This is a genomic window from Plantactinospora veratri, assembly GCF_036421995.1.
In the GTDB taxonomy this organism is placed as follows: domain Bacteria; phylum Actinomycetota; class Actinomycetes; order Mycobacteriales; family Micromonosporaceae; genus Plantactinospora; species Plantactinospora veratri.
Genome location: NZ_JAZGQL010000019.1, coordinates 1 through 19,115 on the forward strand (window position 1 = coordinate 1; position 19,115 = coordinate 19,115).

At 72.3% G+C, this 19,115-nt stretch carries 16 protein-coding genes; 7 read left to right on the forward strand and 9 right to left on the reverse strand.

Annotated elements, in window-relative coordinates; genetic code table 11:
* Nucleotides 1-145: 145 nt before the first annotated feature.
* Entirely contained in the window at nucleotides 146-1,648 is a 1,503-nt protein-coding gene (locus tag V1634_RS23445; protein ID WP_331210046.1) for a glycosyltransferase family 87 protein, read from the forward strand.
* 51 nt (nucleotides 1,649-1,699) lie between these two features.
* Here V1634_RS23445 and V1634_RS23450 read toward each other — a convergent pair whose 3' ends face one another.
* Together V1634_RS23450 and V1634_RS23455 are read right to left on the reverse strand one after the other, a co-directional pair.
* Nucleotides 1,700-3,988 (reverse strand): hypothetical protein, encoded by a 2,289-nt coding sequence (locus V1634_RS23450; protein WP_331210047.1) that lies wholly within the window; start codon nucleotides 3,986-3,988, stop codon nucleotides 1,700-1,702.
* A gap of 13 nt (nucleotides 3,989-4,001) precedes the next feature.
* Nucleotides 4,002-4,781 carry a deoxyribonuclease IV gene (locus V1634_RS23455; protein WP_331210048.1) on the reverse strand — a complete coding sequence of 260 codons (780 nt, stop codon included), beginning with the start codon at nucleotides 4,779-4,781 and terminating at the stop codon, nucleotides 4,002-4,004.
* Nucleotides 4,782-5,008: 227 nt separating this feature from the next.
* Between V1634_RS23455 and V1634_RS23460 the strand changes: the two genes are divergently transcribed.
* The 5 genes from V1634_RS23460 to rplI all read left to right on the forward strand — a co-directional run bounded on the left by V1634_RS23460 (nucleotide 5,009) and on the right by rplI (nucleotide 7,502).
* Nucleotides 5,009-5,437: a hypothetical protein gene (locus tag V1634_RS23460; RefSeq protein ID WP_331210050.1), complete on the forward strand. Its 429-nt coding sequence runs from the start codon at nucleotides 5,009-5,011 to the stop codon at nucleotides 5,435-5,437.
* Nucleotides 5,438-5,840: 403 nt separating this feature from the next.
* Complete coding sequence (gene rpsF / locus V1634_RS23465; RefSeq protein ID WP_101368798.1) at nucleotides 5,841-6,131, forward strand: 30S ribosomal protein S6; 291 nt, start codon at nucleotides 5,841-5,843, stop codon at nucleotides 6,129-6,131.
* 74 nt (nucleotides 6,132-6,205) lie between these two features.
* Nucleotides 6,206-6,754: a single-stranded DNA-binding protein gene (locus tag V1634_RS23470; RefSeq protein WP_331210051.1), complete on the forward strand. Its 549-nt coding sequence runs from the start codon at nucleotides 6,206-6,208 to the stop codon at nucleotides 6,752-6,754.
* Between the two features lie 44 nt (nucleotides 6,755-6,798).
* Nucleotides 6,799-7,038 carry a 30S ribosomal protein S18 gene (gene rpsR / locus V1634_RS23475; RefSeq protein WP_007073789.1) on the forward strand — a complete coding sequence of 80 codons (240 nt, stop codon included), beginning with the start codon at nucleotides 6,799-6,801 and terminating at the stop codon, nucleotides 7,036-7,038.
* A gap of 14 nt (nucleotides 7,039-7,052) precedes the next feature.
* Entirely contained in the window at nucleotides 7,053-7,502 is a 450-nt protein-coding gene (rplI, locus tag V1634_RS23480) for a 50S ribosomal protein L9 (protein WP_331210053.1), read from the forward strand.
* A gap of 93 nt (nucleotides 7,503-7,595) precedes the next feature.
* Here the strand turns inward: rplI and V1634_RS23485 are convergent, their stop codons facing one another.
* The gene (locus V1634_RS23485) at nucleotides 7,596-9,869 is read right to left on the reverse strand and encodes a hypothetical protein (protein WP_331210054.1); all 2,274 of its coding nucleotides are present in this window, start codon (nucleotides 9,867-9,869) and stop codon (nucleotides 7,596-7,598) included.
* A 794-nt stretch (nucleotides 9,870-10,663) separates the two neighbouring features.
* Between V1634_RS23485 and V1634_RS23490 the strand changes: the two genes are divergently transcribed.
* Nucleotides 10,664-14,590 carry a replicative DNA helicase gene (locus V1634_RS23490; protein WP_407951836.1) on the forward strand — a complete coding sequence of 1,309 codons (3,927 nt, stop codon included), beginning with the start codon at nucleotides 10,664-10,666 and terminating at the stop codon, nucleotides 14,588-14,590.
* An 82-nt stretch (nucleotides 14,591-14,672) separates the two neighbouring features.
* Here V1634_RS23490 and V1634_RS23495 read toward each other — a convergent pair whose 3' ends face one another.
* From V1634_RS23495 to V1634_RS23520, 6 genes are all read right to left on the reverse strand, one after another.
* Entirely contained in the window at nucleotides 14,673-15,419 is a 747-nt protein-coding gene (locus V1634_RS23495) for a maleylpyruvate isomerase N-terminal domain-containing protein (protein ID WP_331210056.1), read from the reverse strand.
* Nucleotides 15,420-15,621: 202 nt separating this feature from the next.
* The gene (locus V1634_RS23500; RefSeq protein ID WP_331210057.1) at nucleotides 15,622-16,023 is read right to left on the reverse strand and encodes a TFIIB-type zinc ribbon-containing protein; all 402 of its coding nucleotides are present in this window, start codon (nucleotides 16,021-16,023) and stop codon (nucleotides 15,622-15,624) included.
* 19 nt (nucleotides 16,024-16,042) lie between these two features.
* Nucleotides 16,043-16,678, reverse strand: coding sequence for a phosphoribosyltransferase (locus tag V1634_RS23505; RefSeq protein WP_331210058.1), 636 nt, complete (start codon nucleotides 16,676-16,678; stop codon nucleotides 16,043-16,045).
* An 86-nt stretch (nucleotides 16,679-16,764) separates the two neighbouring features.
* On the reverse strand, nucleotides 16,765-17,139 hold the full coding sequence (gene crcB, locus V1634_RS23510) for a fluoride efflux transporter CrcB (protein WP_331210059.1): 375 nt from the start codon (nucleotides 17,137-17,139) through the stop codon (nucleotides 16,765-16,767).
* A gap of 19 nt (nucleotides 17,140-17,158) precedes the next feature.
* Entirely contained in the window at nucleotides 17,159-17,614 is a 456-nt protein-coding gene (gene crcB, locus V1634_RS23515) for a fluoride efflux transporter CrcB (protein WP_331210060.1), read from the reverse strand.
* Between the two features lie 68 nt (nucleotides 17,615-17,682).
* Nucleotides 17,683-19,074 (reverse strand): glycosyltransferase 87 family protein, encoded by a 1,392-nt coding sequence (locus V1634_RS23520; protein ID WP_331210083.1) that lies wholly within the window; start codon nucleotides 19,072-19,074, stop codon nucleotides 17,683-17,685.
* Between the last annotated feature and the right edge of the window lie 41 nt (nucleotides 19,075-19,115).

Below are 19,115 nucleotides of genomic sequence, written 5' to 3' on the forward strand. Positions count from 1 at the left end.
CACCGGGGAGCAGTGTGCCCCTTCGACCTCGGCGGCCGGCGGCCGGGTCCCACGACCCGGCCGCCGGCCGTCTTTTCGACGACATCCGCCGACACGGTGGACCGGGCCGGACGGAACCCGACCCGGTACGGCAGGATGCCTGTTCATGAGCGCGCAGTCGCCGGCTGGCATCGACGAACCTGAGAAGGCTGACCACCCGTCCCGGTCGGACGGCTTCGTCCGGGGGCTCTCCGAGGCCATCGGCGGCCCGATCGGCGCGCACGCCAGTGGTGTCGAGCGCCGGGGCACCCAGGCCAGCGGCCGGTTCTGGACGGCCGCCCGGATCGTGCTGGCGCTGACCTGCCTCACCCTGGCCCTGCACTGGGTGCAGAAGTCGCCCTGCCAGGACGGCGCCTGGCAGAACAACGTCCAGTACACCCGGTTCTGCTACACCGACGTGCTGGCCCTCTACTACGCCGAAGGGCTCAACGAGGGCAAGGTGCCCTACCGGGACCACCCGGTGGAATACCCGGTGGTCACCGGATACTTCATGGGCGCGCTCGGCCTGCCGGTGCACAGCATCGGAGTCGACCGGCCCGAGATCAACCAGGCGCAGTGGTTCTACAACCTCAACGCGTTGGTTCTCGGCGCGCTCGCGGTGGCCACCGTGGCGATGATCCTGGCACTGCGCCGCCGCCGCCCCTGGGACGCGGCGATGTTCGCGCTCTCCCCCGCGCTGCTGGTCACCGCCACCGTCAACTGGGACCTGCTCGCCATCGGGTTCGCCGCGATCGGCATGTACGCCTGGGCGAAACGACAACCCCTGGCCGCCGGCATCCTGCTCGGCCTGGCCACCTCCGCGAAACTCTGGCCGCTCTTCGTGCTCTGGCCGCTCTTCCTGCTCGGGCTGCGTACCGCTCGGGTGAAGGAGATGGCGCTGACGATCGGCTCCGCCGTCGTCACCATCGTGGCGGTGAACCTGCCGGTCGCGATCCTCTACCCGGAGAACTGGCGACGCTTCTTCGACCTGAACAGCGAGCGGGCGGTCGACTGGGGCACCCTCTGGTATATCGGCCGTTACCTGGACAGCAAGTGGAACAGCGGCGGTCCCGGTGACGAGGGGCCGTTCCAGTGGCTCAGCAACAACATCCCGACCCTGAACACCCTCTCGTACGCCCTGATCACCCTCGCGTTCCTCGCCATCGGCGCGCTGGCGCTCTTCGCCAAGCGGCGGCCCCGGCTGGCCGCGCTGGTCTTCCTGATGGTCGCGGCGTTCCTGATCTTCAGCAAGGTCTGGTCGCAGCAGTTCAACCTCTGGCTGCTGCCGCTGCTGGTGCTGGCCCGGCCGCGCTGGGGCGCCTTCCTCGCCTGGCAGTTCGCCGAGATCGGCTACTTCGTCGCGTTCTATGGCGAACTGCTCGGGGCCGGCGGCAAGCAGGTCTTCCCCGAGGGAGTCTTCGTGCTCGCGGCCACGCTGCGGCTGACCACCGTCGTGGTGCTCTGCGTGCTGGTCGTCCGGGACATTCTGCGGCCCGAGGGCGACCCGGTCCGGCACACCTACCTCGACGATCCCGACGGCGGGATCTACGACGGCGCTCCGGACGCCTCCTGGCTCGCCCGACTCAAGGGCCGGCCGGCACCGGCCGAACCGGCCCCCGCCACGACCTGACCGGCCCGCCCCGAGCGGAGAGAGCCGGGACCGCAGTGGGGCGGGGCGGAATCAGAGCCGGTAGACGACCGTCTCCCCGACGTCCTCCCGGCTGATCCCGAGCGAGTCGACCGGCAGGTCGACGGTGGTCTGCAACGGGGTGTCGGCCACCCGGTCCCGGAGCACGATCACCGTACGCACGCCCATGTTGCGCAGGAAGTCGATGCTCGCCTGGTCCGGGAAGTTCGCCGTCGCCTGGCGCACCTCGGCGAGCCGGTCGGGGGTGAACCCGCTGCCGCCGTTGACGATGTCCTGGAACCGGCTGGTCGACCAGAGCATCACGTGCTGGTCGGTCTTCTGGTCCGAGGGAAGCACCAGGATCGGCCCGTTGGCGACCCGCATCGACGCCGGCTGCACCGGTACCACCGGATGCGGGGTGGTGTTCAGCCCCTCGACCAGTACCAGCGCGATCGGCAGCAGCGTGACCAGCCGCAGGAACGGACCCGGCCGGGGCGGTACCCGTTCGACGGCCGAGATCTGCCGGGCCCGCTCCGCGAACGCGCCGACCGAACCGGCGGCGAGGACACAGAGCAGCAGGGTCACCCAGATCATCAGCCGGCCCGGAGTACGCAGGCCGTCCCAGCCGGGCAGGTGCTCGAAGAGTGGCAGATAGGTCCAGGTACCGCCGAAGAACCGGCTGCCCATCGCCAGCACCCCGGTGGCGAGCACGGCCGCCAGCAGCAGCAGGCGCTGGCGTAGCGTCCAGATCGAGAAGAAGAGGCCGCCGAGGGCGAGCGCGAAGAGGACGTACCCCGGCAGCAGGGTGGTCTCCGGCAGCCCGGGCAACCCGGCCCGGACAGGCTCGTGCAGATCGCCCCAGATCAGCGACTCCGGCGGAGCGGTCAGGAATCCACCCGGCGGCGGGGAATAGTTGTGCAGCTCCTCGGCGGTCCGCCGGGCGTTGGGGTGCAGCTCGGCGACCTTGAAGTACGGGATCGCCAGCAGGGCACCGGTCGCCGCGAAGATCGCGCCGCCCCAGAAGTCGGCCAGCAGCAGCCGGAATCCGAACCACTGGCGCCGGGGACGGCGCAGGATCCGCCGGACCAGCCAGCTCAGCAGCACCACGACCGCGATCAGACCCATCACGTACGCGAAGACGAGGCCGATGCCGAAGCCGAGGCTGAGCTGCCAGGCGGCGACCAGCCAGCCGGCGAACGCCCAGCCGGAACGTCGCCGATCCGGGCGGTAGCCGCGCCGCAGCGACCAGCCGTGTCCCCGGGCCAGCATGGCCAGAGCGAGCGGGATACCGCCGTTGGAGAGCACGTGCAGGTGACCGGCCTGGCCGAGCAGCCACGGCGCGTACGCGAAGCCGACCCCCGCCACGGCGGCGCCGATCCGTCCCGCCCCGAGCTGCCGCACCAGCGCGTACGCCCCGAGCGCGGCGAGCGCGTGGGCCAGCACGAAGAGGATGTTGTAGCGAAGGATCGCCGCCTCCGGACCCTGACCGATCATGCCCGCCGGGGCGTACCCGAGCAGGGTGTCGGAGAAGGCGAAGGTCCAGGTCTCCGGGAAGAAGGCGTTGCTCTGCCAGAGCTGGGCCGGCTTGGTCAGCAGGATGTGCCCGGACCAGGCGACCTGCCAGGACTGGAGCGCCGGGTCCCAGTAGTCCTGCGGCAGGGTGTGCCGGGGGTAGCGCAGGGTCGGCCAGGTCATCAGGACCGCCAGTGCCAGGGCGCCGAGTCCGGCCAGCGTCCACTCGTGCACCAGCCGGCGGTTCACCGCCCGGCCGATCCGCCGGAGCCGTCCCGGTACCACCTCGGGAGCCGGCGCGAACGAGGCGAACGGGTCGGCAGGCTTCGCCGGCTCCGCACTGCCGGCGGACTTCTCCGTACCCTCCTTGCCGCCCTTCTTCCCCGCTCCCTCCTTCTCCGTACTGTCCTTGTCCTCCCCGGCGTCGTCCTTCGCCTTGCCGTCGGATGGCTTCGCCTTGCCGCCCGCTGGCGCCTTGGCCGCGCCGCCTTCCGCCTCCTGCCCGGCGACATCCGCGTCCTTGGCAGCGCCACTCTCGGCGGCCTGCTTGCCTTCGACGGCCTGCTTGCCTTCGGCGGCCGCACCCTCGGCGGGAGCGTTCCTCTGCTGCCCCGCGTCGCCGGTCTTCGCGGCCTCGTCCTGGTCGGCCGGCTCCGTCGACGGCGTGCCCGCCCCGGCCGCGCCGGAATCCGAACTGGCGGGGGTACCCGATGCGGGCGGCGTGGCCGCCGGCCCGGTCGTGGCCGCACCCGGGTCCGGGGCCGGGTCGGCGGCGCCGGTCGGCGTACTGGACCGGGTTGTCTCGTTCGCGTTGGACTGGTCCGTCGACATCGGGTCTTCGCCCCTATCGGCCTACGCGGTCGCGGAGATAGGCGATGTCCGTGGCCTGACCGTCGACCCCGCCGGGAGTCTCGACGATGACCGGTGCGCCGGCCGCCCGCACCACCGCCACCACCAGGTCGGGGTCGATGGTGCCGCCGGTCAGGTTCTCGTGACGGTCCCGCCCGGAGTCGAAGGCGTCCTTGGAGCCGTTGGCGTGGATCAGGTCGATCCGGCCGGTGATCGCCAGTACCCGGTCGACGATGTCGAGGAGGTCCTCGCCGCCGGCATGTGCGTGGCAGGTGTCCAGGCAGAAGCCGACGTTGTAGTCGCCCACCGCGTCCCAGAGCCGGGCCAGGTTGTCGAAGCGCCGGGCGCAGGCGTTGTCGCCGCCAGCGGTGTTCTCGATGAGTACCGGAACGTCGTGCCCGCCGGAGTCGGCGGCCTGGGCGAACGCCTTGCGCCAGTTGTCGAAGCCCTTGGCGATGTCGTCGCCCGCGTTGACGTGCCCGCCGTGCACGATCAGGCCCTTGGCGCCGACCGCCGCGGCGGCGGTGGCATGCCCGAGCAGCAGCTTCCGGCTGGGGATGCGGATCCGGTTGTTGGTGGTGGCGAGGTTGATGACGTACGGGGCGTGGATGTAGACGTCCACCTCGGATTCGCGCAGCCGGGCGGCGTCGGCCCGTGGCTGTGGCGTCTTCCAGTCCTTCTGCGGATCGGCGAGAAAGAACTGGACCGCGTCCGCCTTCCGGAGGGCCGCCTCGTCCAACGGGTCCGTGGCGTCGACATGGGCTCCGATACGCATGGAGGCGAGCCTACGTCGCTCCGGTCGGTCGGGCGGGGACGGGCGCACCTCCGGGTCGGACAGCTCGACGGCGTACGGCCCGAGACGACCCGCGTCACCGCCCGGCGGATGGATCGTTTCTCCAGGTGAGATCCGTTCGCCCGGCACAGGTGAGATCCGCTCGTCAGGTGTCTCGTCAGGGTGTCCGGGTCGGATCGGTCCACGAGTCGTGCCGGAAGAGGGAAGACGTGATCCTGTCGCTCCGCCGCCAGGCCACCGTAGCGGTCGCCGCGCTCGTCGCGGGCGCGTCACCGCTGCTGTCGGGTGTCGCGGTCGAGGCGTCGGTGTCGCTCACCGGGGCCGGCGCGGCGCCGGTCCGGATTTTCCCCGCCGGGTCGGTCGGGCGAGTCGAGGTGGGGTCGGTGCCGCATGGTCCCGATGTGGCCGGCCCCCGGAGCGCCGGTGCGCCGCAGGAAGCGGCGCCGGGCAGCTACCCTCCGCCGCCCGACCGACTCGGCGGGGCTGCCGCCCTCCGGGCAGGGCGGGCCGAGCCGGTCCGGCCGGCTGAAGAGATCTCGCTGCTGGTGCTGGTCGCCACCATCTGTGTGGTGGGCGTCTCGGCAGGAGCAATTCGGGCGATTTTCGCTCAACGCACAAGACAGACTGTTATCGCGTAAGATGACAATACAATAGGCTCCGCGGGGCGCCTTCCATCCAACTCATCGGTGTGGTCGTTCCTCCCCAGGTCCCACCCAAAGAATGCGGACGGGATGCGCCCCGCGGCTCTACGTCGAAGAGCCTCCTCCGGACACGCTCCGGAGGAGGCTCTCGGCGCCGGTCCGGCCGAGGCTCTCGGCGCCGGCCCGGCGGGGACCGCACGGCGCCGGCGAAGGAGTCCCGGCCCACGCCGGCCGGCCGGTGGGGTACGGGGGTCCGACGACGCCCGACGCCGGTGGACCGGGTATTCTGCTCAGGTTGTCCGTGGCGCGACGGGATCCCTCCCGAGACCGCGCGGCAACGACGCATGACCTCCTGCCACGGAAGGACCGTGGCCGCTAGCCCAGAGGAGGTGAGCACGTCTTGCGTCATTACGAGATCATGGTCATCCTCGATCCAAGCCTCGAGGAGCGCACCGTCGCCCCGTCGCTCGACACGTACCTCAACGTGATCCGGACCGCGGGTGGCTCGGTGGAGAAGCTCGACGTGTGGGGTCGCCGACGCCTCGCGTTCGAGATCGACAAGAAGGCCGAGGGGATCTACGCCGTCATCGACCTGCAGGCAACGCCTGCGGCGGTGGCCGAGCTGGACCGGCAGCTCCGACTCAACGAGTCCGTGCTGCGCACCAAGGTCATCCGGCCGGAGACGCGCTGACGCGTTTCCGGCACGCCCGGATCAGCCTCATCCGTCCTGTCGTACTGCTCTGGCAGCCTTTCAGGGACTGATGAGTGCGCGAGGAGATGGTCATGGCAGGAGATACCACCATCACGGTCATCGGCAACCTGACCGACGACCCCGAGTTGCGTTTCACCCCGTCCGGCGCTGCGGTCGCCAAGTTCCGGGTCGCCTCGACGCCCCGGTTCATGGACCGCACGACGAACGAGTGGAAGGACGGCGAGCCGCTCTTCCTCTCGTGCACCGTCTGGCGGCAGGCGGCGGAGCACGTCGCCGAGTCGTTGCAGCGCGGCGCCCGCGTGATCGTGTCGGGCCGGCTCCGGCAGCGGACCTACGAGACCCGCGAGGGCGAGAAGCGCACCGTCATCGAGCTTGAGGTCGACGAGATCGGCCCGTCGCTGCGGTACGCCACGGCGAAGGTGCAGAAGATGTCGCGCTCCGGCGGCGGTGGCGGGTTCGGCGCCTCCGGCGGTGGCGGTGGCGGTGGCCAGGGCGGTGCCGGCGGAGGCAACTTCGACGACCCGTGGGCCACGGCGGCTCCGGCCTCCTCGCGCTCGTCCGGTTCGGGCGGCGGCAACTTCGACGACGAGCCCCCGTTCTGACCCGCGTGCCGAGCACACGGGATCGCAAACCAGGAGCAAGAGCAATGGCAAAGGCTGCGGCACTGCGCAAGCCGAAGAAGAAGGTGAACCCGCTCGACAAGGACGGGATCACCTACATCGACTACAAGGACACCGCGCTGCTGCGCAAGTTCATCTCCGACCGCGGCAAGATCCGCGCTCGGCGGGTGACCGGGGTCACCTCCCAGCAGCAGCGGCAGATCGCCCGTGCGGTCAAGAACGCCCGCGAGATGGCGCTCCTGCCGTACACGGCCACGGCCCGCTGAGAGGAGGCGCCGACATGAAGATCATCCTGACCCAGGAGGTGTCGGGCCTCGGCAGCCCCGGCGACATCGTCGAGGTCAAGGACGGCTACGGCCGTAACTACCTGCTGCCGCAGGGCTTCGCGATCGCCTGGACCAAGGGCGCGGAGAAGCAGGTCACGGTCATCCAGCGGGCCCGCGCGGCCCGGGAGATCCGCGACCTCGGTCACGCCAACGAGGTGAAGGCCCAGCTTGAGGGCCTCAAGGTCAACCTGACCGCGCGCGCCGGCAACGGTGGGCGGCTCTTCGGCTCGGTGACCCCCGGCGACGTGGTGGACGCGGTGAAGGCGGCCGGTGGGCCGTCCCTCGACCGGCGTCGGCTGGAGCTGCCGGGCGCCATCAAGTCGGTCGGCAGCCACCAGGTGCGGGTCAAGCTGCACCCGGAGGTCACCGCGCGGTTCGACCTGAAGGTCGTACCGGGCAAGTAGCCGGCCAGGCGACAGAGCAAGTTCCGGGGTGCCGTCCGCTTGGACGGCACCCCGGAATCGTCTTGTCCAGGAACGGGGCAGCCCCTCGGCCCCTCAGCCGACCGGTTGACCACTGATCGCGCTGAAGAAGACGGTGGAGAGCCCACCACCGACGACCGCTGCCGCGAACCCGATGGTCACCGCCCGCCAGGTGCGGTTGAACCAGCGCATCAGGGCCGCGACCACCAGACCGGTCGCCAGCGCCGCGAGGAACCGGGGCACCCCGGCCACCAGCGCGGAGATCGCCTGGCCCCGTTCCGACTCACACGCGCCGGAGACCCCGGGTACGCAGTCCACCGGCACACTCGCGTCGAGCGTGAGTACCCAGACGAAGACAGCCAGTACGGCGACCGCGTACCAGGCGACGGTGTAGAGGACGGCGGTGAGCGGGCCACTGGGCCGGGGATCGAGCAGGTCGTCTTCGAGTCGTCGACTCAACGGGCTGGGCCGCCCCGTCCGGGTCGCCGAGGTCGGCAGGCCACCGCTCGGTCCGCGTCGGGTGGTCGTACCCGCTCCGCTGACGCTGCGGGTCGAGCCGACCGTACCGGCGCGACCAGCGGCGCGACCGCGGCCCGGTGCCGCTGCCGGCCGCCCCGTCGGTGTGCTGGGCTGACTCGCTCGGCGGGCCGGCGACACCGGCCGGGCAGGTGCCGGGTAAGCAACCGCCGGAGAACGCGGCGCAGAGTCCGGAATGCCCATCCAGCGCGGATCGTCGCCGGCCAGCCTGGTCCCGGACCAGAACGCGTCGGCACCGTCCGACTCGGTACGGCCCCTGTCCCGGGTACCGCTGTCGGCGGTGGTGTCGCGTCCGCCGCCGGCGTCCCGGGCCAGCCCGGCGAGTTCGCCGTGCCGCCACTCGGTGGTGTCGGTGAACCGGTCCCACTGACCGGTGTCCGTGGACCGGTCCCACTGGCCCGTGTCCGTGGACCGGTCCCAGCGTCCCGGGTCGGTGTTCCGGTCTCGGCGCCGGCTGGTGCCGGTAGCCCCGGGCGGATCGCCGTCGGTGATCCGGTCCAACATCCCGGTGTCGGTGAACCGGTCCCATGGCCCGGCATCCGTGCCCCAACCCGCGCCGGCCGCGTCCGAGCGCCGGCCCGGGTCGGCGTGCCGACCCCGGTCCGCCCGCTCCTCGCCGGCCCGGCGTACCGGCCCGGCGTCCCGGTAGCGACGCACGGGCTCGGCGTCCGGCTCGCGTTGCCGCCGTCGGGCACCGGTGCCGGCCGAACTGGTCGGCGTGTTCTCGCCGCGCCACGGTCGACCGGTACCGCCGCCGGATTCGCCCTGGCCGGCCGAGCGTACCCAGCGGGCGCTCGCCCTCGACTGTTCGGTCCCCGGCTCCGGCTCGATGGAGGGGGCGGCGTCCGGCCGCTCCGCGAGCTGCGTCGGCTCCTCCTCGGCCCGGTGCCGGGAGCGCCGCCGCCCGACGGGCGCGACCGGGCCGGCCGGATCGTCGGACTCCCAACCGGCCGGCGTGGCGCGGCGTCGACGTCCCGGCGCCGGCTGCGCGGAGTCGTACGCCGGGTCGGGCTCCCGCTCGCCGGCCCCGCCCCACCGGCCGGACGCGGAATCGTCGGTCCGCTGGCGCCAACCGGCAGTGGTGTCGGTCGGGTCGCGGCGGCCGGTCGCGGTGGGCGGCGAATCCGTGGTCGCTCCGACGCCCCACCCCGAGGTGGGCGCGGCCGTGGGGTCATCGTCCGGGTCGGCGCGGCGTCGCCGGCCCGTCCCGGACCTCGTCGGAGGGCCGCCGAACAGCCCGCTGTTCGCACCGGCACCGGTGGTGGGCGCGGCGGCAGCCCATCCGCCGGAGGTGGGTGCCTCGGAGATCCATCCCCCGGCCGGGGTCCCGGCACCGGCACCGGTGGTGGGGGCAGCGCCGACCCAGCCACTGGTGGGCGTGGTGGCCGCCCAGTCGTCGACCTCGTCCGGGTGTCGATCGGCAGCGGCGCGACGCCTGCCGCGCCGCCCGGTCGTCCCGGTCTCGGTGGTCTCGCCCTGCGTGCCTCCGACCGCGTCGCGTGCCGCGCTGCCGGTCGTGTCGCGCCAGGTGCTGCCTGCCGCGTCGCGTCTCGTGCCGCCCGCCGTACTCCCGGTGGTGTCGCGCCAGGTGCCCCCTGCCGTGTCACGCCAGGTGCCGCCGGTCGCCTCGCTCCGCCGGCCGACGGGGTCGCCGCTACCGCGCCAGCGGTCACCGACGCTCTCACCGCCCGGGGTGTCGTCGACCGCGCCACTCGGACCGCGCCAGTATTCGCCGGTGCTGTCCCAGGTCACTTCCGGGGCGACCCGCTGACGCCCCGGGCGGCCGGTCTCCGCGGCCGGCTCGGCCAGCATGTCGGGGCGATGGTGCCGGCCACCGTCCCGAGGGTCCAGGTCGGAGCCCGAGGGCCGGTCGGCGTCGTCGGTGGCCCAGCCGGCACTGCCGGTGTACGCCCGGGAGGCCCCGGACTGGAGCGGCTCGGTGGACTCCCGGGCCCAGGACGGCGTGTAGCTGTCGACCGGCTCGGGTGCGCCACGGTGCCGGGCTCGTCGTCGGCTCGGAGTGCGGTAGGTGACGTCGGAACGCGAATAAGGATCACCTGGCCAGGGCGGCGCCGGGTCGCTCCGGCCGCCACCGTCCTGCCACTCATGTCGGGCGAGCTCACCCCGCCCCCGATCCCAATGGTCCACAGCCGAGGCGTGACCTTTCTGGTTAGCCGATCGCGAGGAGTCTGGTAGGTCGTTCGCGAGTACCGTACGCAGATTGCCGTCGCCCGATGATACGCCGTCCCGGTAGCCCGAATTTGACCTGTTTCTTTCCTCCACATGCTGGGGACCGAGTCGTCGCAGGTCAGGCACGCTCCAGGCTATCTTCCCCAATCGTTGTCCACAGGCTGTGCACAGGGCCGCACACACCCCGTCGGGAAACCGTCCACAGGTTGTCCCGAGCTCCGTCCACCGGCGTGCTTGAGAGTCTGACCTCGACGTCCGTATCGTTGCGCCCTGACCCTGCCACCCGTGCCGACGTCCCCCGGTCGAGCCGACTGGCCAGGGCCGGCCCGGCCCGCCGGCCGACCGGAGCCGTGGGTCAGCCGGGAAATGTCGTACGTCGGCGGTTCGCTAGGGGTCAGCCGGTGTGGCGGAGGGGGATGCCCGTGTCGGTCACCGATGACGTGCGTGGGGAGCCGCGCCCGTCGCGTGGGGAGTCGCGCCCGTCGGGTCCGCCGACGGAGGTGCCGGCGCCGCGCGACGGGCAGTTCGACAAGACTCCGCCGCAGGACATCGCGGCCGAGCAGTGCGTGCTCGGCGGCATGCTGCTCTCCAAGGACGCGATCGCCGACGTGGTCGAGATCCTCCGGACCAACGACTTCTACCGGCCGGTGCACTCGACCGTCTTCGACGCGATCCTGGATCTGTACGGCCGGGGCGAGCCGGCCGACGCCATCACCGTCGCCGCCGCGCTCGCCGACTCCGGCGACCTGGCCCGGATCGGCGGTGCGCCCTACCTGCACACGCTGATCGCCAGCGTGCCGACGGCCGCCAACGCCGCCTACTACGCCCGGATCGTCGGCGAGCGCGCGGTGCTGCGGCGCCTGGTCGAGGCGGGTACCCGGATCGTGCAGCTCGGCTACGGCTCCGCCGGTGGCGGCGGGCGGGACGTCGACGACGTGGTGGACCTGGCCCAGCAGGCGATCTACGACGTGACCGAGAAGCGGGTCAGCGAGGACTTCGCGGTGCTCGCGGACATGCTCCAGCCGACGCTCGACGAGATCGAGGCGGTCGGTGCGCAGGGCGGCGTGATGACCGGGGTACCGACCGGCTTCACCGACCTGGACCGGCTGCTCAACGGGCTGCACCCCGGGCAGTTGGTGATCGTGGCTGGCAGGCCTGGTTTGGGCAAGGCGCTCGCGCTGGACACACCGCTGCCCACGCCCGACGGCTGGACCACGATGGGTGAGGTCCGGGAGGGAGACCGGCTGCTCGGCGCGGACGGTCGGCCGACCCGGGTGACCCACGCGTTCGAGGTCATGCACGACCGGCAGTGTTACGAGGTGGAGTTCTCGGACGGATCGACCCTCGTCGCCGATGCCGAGCACCTGTGGAAGACGACCACCAGGGCGAGCCGTCGGCAGGGTGGTGAAACGCCTCGGCGAGTCTACCGGTCCGACGAGTCGACGAACCGGCTGCGTGAGTTCGCCGAGACGACGTCGACTGCCCCGAACCGCCTGGTCAGCGTGGTGGAACCAGCGATGAACAGCGTGACCACCGCGACCCACGACAACGTCTTCACCACCGAGCAGATCCGGGCGACCCTGCGGACCACCGACCAGGATCGGCGCCTCAACCACGCCGTCGAGAACTGCGCGCCCCTGGAACTGCCCGAACGCGACCTGGCCATCCCGCCGTACACCCTCGGGGTGTGGCTCGGCGACGGTCACCGCGCCGCCGCCCGCTTCAGCACCGTCGACGACGAGATCGTCGCCGGGGTCGAGCACGACGGATTCCGGGTACGGCCGTCGGGTCCCGCCGTCGGCTGCGCGTCGTGTGGCCGGCCGACGCCGAGCCAGGCGTCGTCGTCCCAGGGTCGCCGGTGCGCGGAATGCCACCGGCGGTACGGATCCTTTTTCGGAGCCCTGCGGGCGCTGGACGTCCTGGACAACAAGCATCTGCCTGCCGCCTACCTGCGGGCGTCCGAGGCTCAGCGTCGTGCCCTGCTCGCCGGTCTGATGGACACCGGCGGCGCGGTCGCGCCGACCGGCAAACTCCAGTACACGTCGACGTCGCACCGGTTGGCACTCGACGTGCGGGAGTTGGTGGTCAGCCTCGGCTACGGCTGCACGATCGGGACCAGGCGGGTGAGGGGCCGCAGCGAGGAGACGTCGACCACCTACACCGTCACCTTCAGCACGCCGGACGAGGTCTTCCGACTCGGACGGAAACGCCAGGCGCAGCGCGACCGTCGCCGGGCGACCGACACGACCGGGGCGGGCGCGAGATACATCGTCGCCGTACGGCCGGTGCCGACCGTGCCGGTGCGTTGCGTGACCGTCGACAACGCCGACCACCTCTACCTGGCCGGTCGGTCGATGATCCCGACCCACAACTCGACGGCGTCGATGGACTTCGCCAGGAACGCCGCGATCCGGCACAACTGTGCGAGTGCGATCTTCTCGCTGGAAATGAGCAAGGTCGAGATCGTGATGCGCCTCCTCTCGGCGGAGGCCCGGGTGCCGTTGCACGTACTGCGCAGCGGGCAGCTCTCGGATGACGACTGGACCAAGCTGGCCCGCCGGATGGGCGAGATCAGCGAGGCGCCGCTCTTCGTCGACGACACCCCCAACATGAACCTGATGGAGATCCGGGCGAAGGCCCGACGGCTCAAGCAGCGGCACGACCTCAAGATGATCGTGGTCGACTATCTCCAGCTGATGAGTTCGCCGAAGCGCACCGAGAGCCGTCAGCAGGAGGTCGCGGAGCTGTCCCGAGGGCTGAAGCTGTTGGCCAAGGAGGTCGAGTGTCCGGTGATCGCGGTCAGCCAGCTGAACCGTGGCCCGGAGCAGCGTACCGACAAGCGCCCGCAGTTGTCTGATCTGCGCGAATCGGGTTGCCTGACCGCCGAGACGCGGGTGCTGCGCGCGGACACCGGCGCCGAGACGACCATGGGTGAGCTGTTCGCCGCCGGTGCCCGGGACGTACCCGTGTGGGCGCTCGACGACCGGCTGAGGTACGTACGTCGGCACCTCACGCATGTGTTCAGCACGGGCGAGAAGCAGGTGTTTCGGCTGCGACTGGCGTCGGGCCGGGAGATCCGGGCGACCGCCAACCACCCGTTTCTCACCTACGAGGGATGGACCGCCCTCAGTGAACTCGCCGTCGGCGGCCGGGTCGCCGCCCCGCGCCACGTCTGCGCACCAGAGCAGGTCACAAGCTGGAGCGATCGGCAGGTCACCCTCCTGGCCCATCTCATCGGGGACGGGTCGATGCTGCCGCGGCAGTCGATCCGGTACGCCAGCATCGACGAGGCCAACATCGAGGCGGTCCGCGACGCCGCGACTCACTTCGGCGTTACCGCCGCTGGAGACGATTACCGGCAGGCAAGATGCACAACGCTTCGACTGGTTGCGCCGTACCGGCTGACGCACGGCAAGCGGAATCCCGTCGCGGTCTGGGTTGACTCCCTCGGGTTGCTCGGCAAGCGCAGCCACGAGAAATTCGTGCCGACGGAGGTGTTCAGCCTCCCGAAGGATCAGATCGCGTTGTTTCTCCGACACCTGTGGGCCACGGATGGCTGCGTCTGGATCGAGCCGGACAACGGGAAGGGGCCCATCGGCCGGATCTACTACGCCTCAACCAGCCGGCAGCTCGTCGACGACGTGTCGCGCCTCCTGTGGCGCTTCGGTATCCAGTCGCGGACCAAGACCGTCAGGAAGGCCGGCTACCGGGATAGCTACCACCTGCACATCAACGGCGTCGGTGACCAGGAGGCGTTCTGCCGGGTGATCGGCGTCCACGGCAAGCGTGGTGAAGCCGCCGCCGCGCTGCGTCAACGGCTGCAAGGCGTCAAGGCCAACACCAACGTCGACACCATTCCCCGAGCCGTATGGGAGCGGGTGCGGGATGTCCTCGCGGAACGCGGGATGACGCACCGGCAGTTCGCCGCCGGGATGGGCACGCAGTTCTGTGGCACCGCGATGTGGGAGCGCAACCCATCCCGGGGCCGCATCGCCCGCGCGGCGGCGATTCTCCAGGACAACGAGCTAGAGATGCTCGCCACAAACGACGTGACCTGGGACGAGATCGTTGCCATCGAGCCTGACGGTGTCGAGACGGTCTACGACGCGACGGTGGCCGGGGCACACAACTTCGTCGCCAACGGCATAGCGGTCCACAACTCGATCGAGCAAGATGCCGACGTTGTCATCCTGCTGCACCGCGACGACTACTACGACAAGGAGTCTCCCCGGGCCGGCGAGGCGGACTTCATCGTCGCCAAGCACCGGAACGGACCGACGGACACCGTGACGGTCGCGGCGCAGCTGCACCTGTCCCGGTTCGTCGACATGGCCATCGTCTGAGCCTGCCAGAACACCGCGTCACCGCCAGGAGGCCGAGCCACCGGCCGGACACGAGTCACCGGCCGGCACGTCGCGAGGTGGCTCAGCCGAGCAGTGGGAACCAGCCGGCGGCCTCGCCGAGCACCAGCCGGTCGTGCGGGCTCAGCGGGAGCCGCCCGGTCCCCTTCAGCAGATAGTCGGTGTCCGACCAGTCGGGCGGGCGGATCGCCTCGGCGCTGAGCAGCCCGTCCAGGGTCGCCACCGCGATGGCGACGCCCTCCGGCTCCGGCCCGGGCGCGTCCGGGAGGTCCACCGTCAGGTCGAGGTGGTGCACGACCGCCTCGGTGACCAGGGTGGCGAGGAACTCCGGCACTGCCAGCACGTGGCCCTGGGTGCTGACGTACCCGAGCGGGTCGGCCGCGGCGGCGGCCCGGACCGCCGCCGGTGCGGTGTCGGTCCAGAGCCGGACCACCCCGCGCGGCCGGTCGAAGGCGGCGGCGGATCGGCGTACCCAGGCGGCGTGTCGTCCCTCGTCCGGATCGCTCGGCGACAGCCAGTAGCTGACGCCGTCCACGTCCGCCGGCCCGACCGCCGGGCTGGCGAGCGTGACCAGGGCCCGCTGGGCGTCGAGGACCAGATGCAGGAGCAGGTCGACGACGAGCCAGCCCCGGCAGCGGGTCGGCCGGAGCAGGTCGGCGTCGGCGAGGTCGACGACGGTCGCGGTGACGAGGTCGTACGCCGCACCGAGCGCCCGCTGCGGCCCCGCCGCCCGGGACGCCTCGCTGCCCGCAACCCCGGGCACCTCACCGCGCGCCGTCCGGGACGCGTCCACGCCGTCCAGCCGACCCACCTCCGTCCTGCCGAGCCACCGCTGTCCAGTCGAGCCCACCGCCACGAATGGCGGGATCCCCGCGCTCGGCGACCTACGCCCGCCCGTCGACGACGCGCGAGGTTCGTTGCCCGGGCACGGGGATCCGCGAAACTCCGGCAACCGGCCGATCCGGTGGCCGATCTCCGAGCGGAGACCGGAACCGTCCTGCCGGCGGGACCGGTCAGTCGAAGAAGTCGTTCAGGAAACCCTTGCGCTTCTTGTGCCGGTAGTGCCCGTGGTAGCCGTAGTGCGGCTGCCCGTGCTGCCCGTACGCCGGGGCCGGCGCCGGCGGGTAACCGTGGGCGGGCGGTGGCGGCGGCGGTGGCGGTACGTGGCTCGGGCCGCCGTAGGCGGGCTGGTGCGGAGCCGGCGGCGGAGGCGGGTATCCGGCGCCCGAGGCGGGCGCGTGCTGCTGTGCCGGCGCCTGCTGCTGGCTCCAGTTGGCCTCGGCCTCGAACAGCTTCTCCAACTCGCCCCGGTCGAGGAAGATGCCACGGCATTCGGTGCACTGGTCAACCGTGACGCCGCTGCGCTCGTACTGGCGCATGTCGCCACGACACTTGGGACAGGTCATCTGCATCACTCGACGGTACCCGGTCGAATCACCTAGTTCCCGTCAGCGCGGCCACCACTTCGGCATCGGACACCTCGTGGAAGTCGTCGTAGTAACGGCTCACGGCGCCGAAGTCCGCCGGACGTTCCGGGCAGAGCACCTCGTCGGCGGTCTCGCTGAGCACCTCGTACGCCTGCGGCGCGCCGACCGGGACGGCGACGACCACCCGTCGGGCGCCCAGTTGCCGGGCGACCCCCACGGCGGCCCGTGCGGTGGCTCCGGTGGCGAGCCCGTCGTCGACGATCACGGCGATCCGGCCGTCCAACCGCAGTGGCGGCCGGTCCCTCCGGTAGAGCCGCTCGCGCCGTTCCAGCTCGGCGGTCTCGGCCCGGACGACCGCGTCCACCTCCTCCGGCTCCAGCCGGCCGGCGATCTCCTCGTTGAGCACCCGGAGCCCGCCCGGCCCGACGGCACCGAAGGCCACCTCGGGCGCCTGGGGCAGGCCCAGCTTGCGGACCACGAGTACGTCCAGCGGTGCGCCGAGCGGCTCCGCCACCGCCGCCGCCACCGGTACGCCGCCCCGGACCAGCCCGAGGACGACCACGTCGGGGTCGCCGGTGATCGGGGTGAGCCGGTCGGCGAGTACGGCTCCGGCCTCCGCACGATCCCGATAGGTCGCGTTCATGCCTCAGGTTTACGCCCCGCCGGCCGACCCTGCTCGGCAGACGCCCGAGAAAGCCGTCGGAACGGCACCCGGGCCGACCGATCGGGTCAGCCCAGGGCGGCGGTGCCGAGCTGCCAGCCCAGCGCGGCGGCGCCGAGCCCGACGGCCAGGGTGGCGAGGACGTTCAGCCCGGCCCGGCGGCGCCCGCCCGGTCCGCTCCGCACCAACTGCACGGTCTCGTAGCCGAACGTCGAGTAGGTGGTCAGGGCGCCGCAGAAGCCGGTGCCGACCAGCGTCCAGACCCAGTCCGGCAGGGTGGCGGAGAGGCCGGCGAAGAGGCCGAGCACCAGCGAGCCGACGACGTTGACCGTGAACGTCCCCCACGGGGCCGGGCGGGACCGGCGCTCGACCAGCCAGTTGACCATGAACCGGCCGACCGCGCCGACCGCCCCGCCGACCAGTACCGCCGCCCAGGTCAGCATCGTCGTACCGCCCGGCGGGTCACGACCGCACCCGGTCCGCTGCCCATATCCCGAGGCGTACCGCGACCAGTGCTCCGGCGAGCGTGCCGAGCAGGTAGCCGACGGCGACACCGGGGCGGCCGGCGGCGAGAAGTCCCCGGGTCTCCACCGCGTACGTGGAGAACGTGGTGTAGCCGCCGAGGATCCCGGTGCCGAGGAACGGCCGGACCAGCCGGTGCGGGGCGGCAGCGGTGGTGACGAGCCGCATCAGCAGGCCGATCAACGCGCAGCCGGAGAGGTTGGTGACCAGGGTCGCCCACGGTACGCCGGTGGCGGCGTGCGGCCAGAGCACCGCCAGCCCGTACCGGCCGGCCGAGCCGAGCGCACCGCCGAGAGCGACCGCGGCGAGGACGTCCCAGCCGGGCCGGCCCGGTAGCGCGGCCGGCTCGTCGGGTTCGTCCGGCCCGGGTGGCTCGGCGGAACGGAACGGGTGCACGGAACGACGCGGGTTCCCGGAACCACGCGGGTTCGCAGAACGACCCGAATTCACGGGACGTAACGGGTTCACGGAACGGCCGTCGGTACCGGCGTGTAGTCGGGGTCCGGCGTGTCGCCGCCGGCCGGTCCACCCCGACCCGCGCCGGTGGCGAGCCGGAGCGCGGGGACCCAGCCGAGGAAGGCGACCGGGTAGAGCAGGTACCCGAACCGGGTCGACGGCATCAGCAGGATCGCGGCGAGCAACCCGTACCCGCAGAACAGCGCGGCGGAGGCGGCCGTGCGGGGCGGACGGCGCAGCAGCAGGACGGCGATCAGCGCCCCGGCCGCGACCAGCAGCGCGGCGGCGACCACCCGGCCGGCCGGCAGCGCCTGCGCGATCAGGTACCCCGGGAACGGCGACGCGGCCGGACTGCTGACCAGGCCGTGGCCGAGCGGGAAGCGCAGCACGTTCTCGACCAACGCCGCCGAGTCGACGAGCTGGGCCGGGACGAGCGCGGCGATCGGCAGGCCGAGCGCCCCGACCGCCAGCCGCAGCCCGCTCCGGCGGCCCCGGACGGCGGCGTGCACCAGCAGGACCAGCGCGACCGGCCAGGCGAAGAGTTTCAGCGCCGCCGCGAGCCCGACCGCCAGCCCGGCGGCGAGGAAGCGGTCCCGGGCGGCGCAGGCGAGGGCGAGCAGGCAGAGGGCGAGGACCGGGAGGTCGTCGCCGCCGGTCGCCAGGGTCAGCGCGCAGATCGGCAGTACCGTCGCGAGCTGTACCGCCCGGATCAGCGCGGCGCCCCGGGCGTCGGTCCGCTCCGCCGACGGCGCCGCGCGGCCGGCGGAAACCGCCGCCGGCCGACGCAGCAGCAGCACGGCAAGGCCGAGCGCGACGGCGGTGGCCACGGCGAACCAGATCCGGGCGTCCGTCCACCACGCGGTGCCGGCGAGGGCGCGGGGCAGCCCGAAGAGGGCCATCCCCGGCTGGTACGGGGTGTAGCCGAGCAGTTGCTCCCCGCCCGGCAGTGCGGCGATGGCGTCCCGGGTCAGGTACGACGTGCCGTGGTCGAGCAGCCGCGCACCGGAGTGCTCGACCACCACCACCTCCTCCTGGGCCCGGTCGAGCCGGCCGCCGACCCGTTCGACCGCCTGCCAGACCAGCGGCAGCAGGGCGGTGGCGGCCCAGGTGGCGACCGTCAACCCGCCCCGGGCGCCCGTACCGGCCAGCCGGGAACCGGGTCGGCTGTGCCGGACGAGAAGCTGTCCGAGCACCAGGATCGTGGCGACGAGGTAGCCGGCGACGGCGACGCTGCCCCAGGCCCGGTGCGGCAGGAGTGTGGAGGTGGCCGCGGTGACGGCGGCGAAGCCGGCGGAGAGGAGGTAGAGCACCAGGTCGGCGGCGAGGCCACCCGCCGCCCGGTCGGCCCGGCGCCAGTATCCCCGGCCTTCCGGCGCCCGGGTGGTCGGCGAGGTGTCCAGTTCGTCCGTGGCACTCACGCGGGCAAGTCTGGCAGACGCCC

Bases quoted from the DNA above. Each gene is read 5' to 3' on its own strand.
- V1634_RS23445 (WP_331210046.1), top strand. From the start codon at position 146: ATGAGCGCGCAGTCGCCGGCTGGCATCGACGAACCTGAGAAGGCTGAC.
- V1634_RS23450 (WP_331210047.1), bottom strand. From the start codon at position 3,988: ATGTCGACGGACCAGTCCAACGCGAACGAGACAACCCGGTCCAGTACG.
- V1634_RS23455 (WP_331210048.1), bottom strand. From the start codon at position 4,781: ATGCGTATCGGAGCCCATGTCGACGCCACGGACCCGTTGGACGAGGCG.
- rpsR (WP_007073789.1), top strand. From the start codon at position 6,799: ATGGCAAAGGCTGCGGCACTGCGCAAGCCGAAGAAGAAGGTGAACCCG.
- rplI (WP_331210053.1), top strand. From the start codon at position 7,053: ATGAAGATCATCCTGACCCAGGAGGTGTCGGGCCTCGGCAGCCCCGGC.
- V1634_RS23485 (WP_331210054.1), bottom strand. From the start codon at position 9,869: ATGCTGGCCGAGCCGGCCGCGGAGACCGGCCGCCCGGGGCGTCAGCGG.
- V1634_RS23490 (WP_407951836.1), top strand. From the start codon at position 10,664: ATGCCCGTGTCGGTCACCGATGACGTGCGTGGGGAGCCGCGCCCGTCG.
- V1634_RS23505 (WP_331210058.1), bottom strand. From the start codon at position 16,678: ATGAACGCGACCTATCGGGATCGTGCGGAGGCCGGAGCCGTACTCGCC.
- crcB (WP_331210059.1), bottom strand. From the start codon at position 17,139: ATGCTGACCTGGGCGGCGGTACTGGTCGGCGGGGCGGTCGGCGCGGTC.